Origin of the sequence: Xylanibacter rodentium, assembly GCF_013166575.1 — a bacterium.
Taxonomy (GTDB): Bacteria; Bacteroidota; Bacteroidia; order Bacteroidales; family Bacteroidaceae; genus Prevotella; species Prevotella rodentium.
Genome location: NZ_JABKKE010000049.1, coordinates 1 through 3,181, shown reverse-complemented (window position 1 = coordinate 3,181; position 3,181 = coordinate 1). Strand labels below are relative to the sequence as shown.

5 protein-coding genes are annotated in these 3,181 nt (G+C 54.9%); all 5 read right to left on the bottom strand.

The genetic code is table 11. From position 1 onward, the window contains the following. The coding region (locus HPS55_RS13865) for a DUF4134 family protein (RefSeq protein ID WP_172325095.1) at positions 1 to 144 on the bottom strand (144 nt) is incomplete at its 3' end. A gap of 208 nt (positions 145 to 352) precedes the next feature. Then, a complete protein-coding gene (locus HPS55_RS13860; protein WP_172325093.1) occupies positions 353 to 1,081 on the bottom strand; it encodes a conjugal transfer protein TraD in 729 nt (242 codons plus the stop codon). Positions 1,082 to 1,101: 20 nt separating this feature from the next. Then, a complete protein-coding gene (locus HPS55_RS13855) occupies positions 1,102 to 1,452 on the bottom strand; it encodes a DUF3408 domain-containing protein (protein ID WP_172325091.1) in 351 nt (116 codons plus the stop codon). 2 nt (positions 1,453 to 1,454) lie between these two features. Then, positions 1,455 to 1,895, bottom strand: a complete 441-nt coding sequence (locus tag HPS55_RS13850; protein ID WP_005944168.1) for a DUF3408 domain-containing protein — start codon at positions 1,893 to 1,895, stop codon at positions 1,455 to 1,457. Positions 1,896 to 1,897: 2 nt separating this feature from the next. Further along, positions 1,898 to 2,947 carry a ParA family protein gene (locus HPS55_RS13845; protein ID WP_172325090.1) on the bottom strand — a complete coding sequence of 350 codons (1,050 nt, stop codon included), beginning with the start codon at positions 2,945 to 2,947 and terminating at the stop codon, positions 1,898 to 1,900. Positions 2,948 to 3,181 lie beyond the last annotated feature (234 nt).

The following is a 3,181-nucleotide window of genomic DNA, read 5'->3' as shown; positions in this document are numbered from 1 at the left end:
CGTGCCGGGGTCGAAGTACGAACTCACCATAGAGGTGGCTTCGTTGATGCCCGCGATGCCGTTTCCCTGCGCGAAGGCGGAGGCGGTTGTGGCAACCAGAAGTGCCGCTGAGAGGATAAGTTTCTGTCTGTTGTTCTTGTTCATAAACTGTTCTTGTTTTGTGCCGTCAAAAGGATGGATGGTCCTTTGTCGGGCGGTTGATACTCGGTTACTTTTCTTTGGTTTAGTGGAAATTCCCTTTGTTTCCACGGACTTGGGACTGTCCGTTGCGGACCGGCTGTACCTTGTACCGCCATGTGCGTGGATGATGCCGTCTTACGTTTTCATTCCCATTCTCATTCTTTTTTAGTCGTTATACATAGTTTCGGATGTCGAAGTCCTCAATATTGTCTGGGACGACAAAATCCTTTTTCGGTTTCTTCAGCCGGATTTCGATAAGCCCCTTGATGCGGATGCTCATTTCAGACGAGCTGGTCATCAGCTTCTCGTACAGCTCCGTCCCTTCCATGTCGGTGAAGACCTTTGCCGCCCGCTCCCGTTCCGTTGTTGTCGCTTCCGGGTTCTTGGCGGTTCTGACCGCATCGTCTATCTCGTCGAAGCTGCTTCCGGATGCCCTCGGCGCGTCGGGCGTTTCTTCCTCCGGCTCGTCCTCCCCGAACTCCATTTCCGAAGGCGTGAGGCTCGTGAAGGTTTCGTCGAGTTTATCCTCCGGGACTTGGGCGGGACGGGACACGGTTTCCGTGTTTCCGTCGTCAAAAGTAGCCTCTTCCTCCGTCAGCTCAATGCCTTTTTCCGAAGTGGCGGCTTCTTGCGTCGGTATGGCAGCGGTTGTCCGGGTCGATGCCATCCTGAAACGGCTCTTGCCGATGATGTCCGGGGTGTCTGCGAACGGTGTTTCCCTTACCGTTTCGGGCTTTGCCGCCGTGCCGCCCGACGACCGCCACACTCCGGCTATGCTTCTGAGGAAGCGGACAAGTCTGGTTTCCATGATCCTGTCATAAAGGAGCAGGAACAGGAACCACAGGTTGCAGCCGACCGATACGGTCAGCAGAATATCAGTCATGCTTATTGTTTCACTCATGCACGTTCTCTTTTTGAGGATTAAAATACTGCGTCGTAATTCTGGGCGTAAAGGCTCTTTATCGCCTCCTCGCACTGGTTGAAGTGGTGCGTAAGCACATGGTCGATGTAGGCGGACAGCGACAGCCGATCATGCCCGATCACACGGGTGATGCGCATGATGCGGTCGTGGTACTCCGGGCGCACATACGCCATCTTTCCCTCGCGTGCCTTCACTTCGGCTTCACGGATGAACAGCCGTTCATAGTCCTTCTCACCGCATTTGCCGCCTAACGGCACGGGGGACAGGATTTCCACACTCGCCTGCACTTGGGCAAGCATACCGCCGCCGTCATGCTGCGGACTTCTGTTTTTCTGGTTCTTTTCCACCATATTCAAATCAAGTCTTCACGTTGTTTCTTGTACAGTTCGTTTATTTTCTCCTTGTGCTGTTCCAGATGTTGGCGCAGCACGGTGTCCACGTAGCCGCCTACCGAGATTTCACGCCCGGCGATGTCGTTCACGATTTTGAGAATCTTGCTGTGGACGTCGCGGCTGATATAGACGCACTGGCGCGTCTTTATCTCGTTGCGGCGGAGGAACAACCCGGAATAGTCGTCCTCCTGCCGTTTGCGGCGGACGGTGTCCCTCTGCGGTTTTTCCTTTGCCGTATATTGCACGGGCGGCGGTTCCGTTTCAGGGACGCTTTCTTCTTCGGGGGCAGGCGCGGGCGGCTCCTGCGCGTGGTACAGGGTCCCGTCCTGCCTGCGTCTGCCGATGGAGGCTATCAACAGTTCCTCGTCAATGCCTTCGGTGTTCACTTTCCTGCTGCCCATGATTATTGAGGTCTGATGATACGGCTTATCTCTTCCGAGAACTCACGGATGCCGCTCCCTTTCAGCAGGGACGCATCCATCGGGAAGATGGTCGAGCGGAACACGCTCTTGCGCTCTTCCGAGAGGTCGCGCCGGAACTTCTTGCTGTCGGGCAGGCGGGTGGACAGCACCGGCAGCCCCATCTCGGCGATCACATCCTCATACAGGTCGTAAAGCCCGTTCTTCTCCCTGCCGTCCACCATCGTCCAGAACAGGTACAGCCCTTTTGTTTTCGCCTGTCCCGTCGTCATGAGGTTGTCACGGAACATCACGGCGAATTGCAGGGTGCTTTCCACGACAAAACGGTCGGCACTCATGGGCGCGAAGATGTAGTCCATCTGCGAGAGGGTCTTGACCACGCCTTTGCTTTTCAGGGTTCCCGGCATGTCGAAGAACACGACGTCGGGTTTCACCTCTTCTGCGGCAAGCATCCTTTCGGCGTCATCGAGGGCGTTGAGGGCGTCGCTTGCGATGACCGGGTAGGCGTTCTTCCTTATCTTGCGGAAGTGGTCACACGCGAGTGCCTTGAAATAGAGGCTCCCGCCGATAAGTCCCGTTTCACGTTCACGCAACCCGTGTATGCTGTGCTGCGGGGCGTCGCAGTCTATGACGGCGACATTGTGTCCTTTCACGTTGTGGAGGTAATTGGCGGCAAGTGCCGTGACGGTGGATTTGCCGATGCCCCCTTTCTGTGTTGCGAATGCAACGAATGTTTCATTACTCATGGTTCTGTTGGTTTTAATGGTTGATGAATTGTTTTCCTGCTCCGATACGGAATCGGTGACATGTATATCCGCATCCGCGAATCTCCGCCTGTCCGGTTCGTCACGTATCCGCTTCAACGGTGAAGCAGAGGTTCGGATAACTGATGAATGACGACATTGCGTCATGAAGTCATTGAATCCGTGAATCACCGCGTCATTGGGAAACCGGGTATCCGAAGGTTCGGGTATCCGGTCTGGCAAATATCCGCCGAAGCGGTTTGCCGGGTATTTGAAAGCCTCATTTTTCATATCTTCAAATCGTTCGTTTTTTGAATCATGCTGCAAATAAACAAGGATATTTTTGAATCCGTACCACTTCCCCTGCAAGTGGCGGCATATTGCGCCGGTTGGCTCTGATTGTCCGGTTCAAGCCTCTGTCCGATACCGCTTTAAGGGCGTAACTTTGCACCCGAACGGCAGGGTTCGCCGCAGGTGGCGCAGCCCGGAGTTTGAAAGGCATTCCCCCAATCCGTCCCCGACGGA

What these genes read in the sequence shown, in the direction of transcription:
- HPS55_RS13845 (WP_172325090.1), bottom strand. Translation starts at nt 2,947, where the DNA reads ATGAAAAATGAGGCTTTCAAATACCCGGCAAACCGCTTCGGCGGATAT.
- HPS55_RS13855 (WP_172325091.1), bottom strand. Translation starts at nt 1,452, where the DNA reads ATGGTGGAAAAGAACCAGAAAAACAGAAGTCCGCAGCATGACGGCGGC.
- HPS55_RS13860 (WP_172325093.1), bottom strand. Translation starts at nt 1,081, where the DNA reads ATGAGTGAAACAATAAGCATGACTGATATTCTGCTGACCGTATCGGTC.
- HPS55_RS13850 (WP_005944168.1), bottom strand. Translation starts at nt 1,895, where the DNA reads ATGGGCAGCAGGAAAGTGAACACCGAAGGCATTGACGAGGAACTGTTG.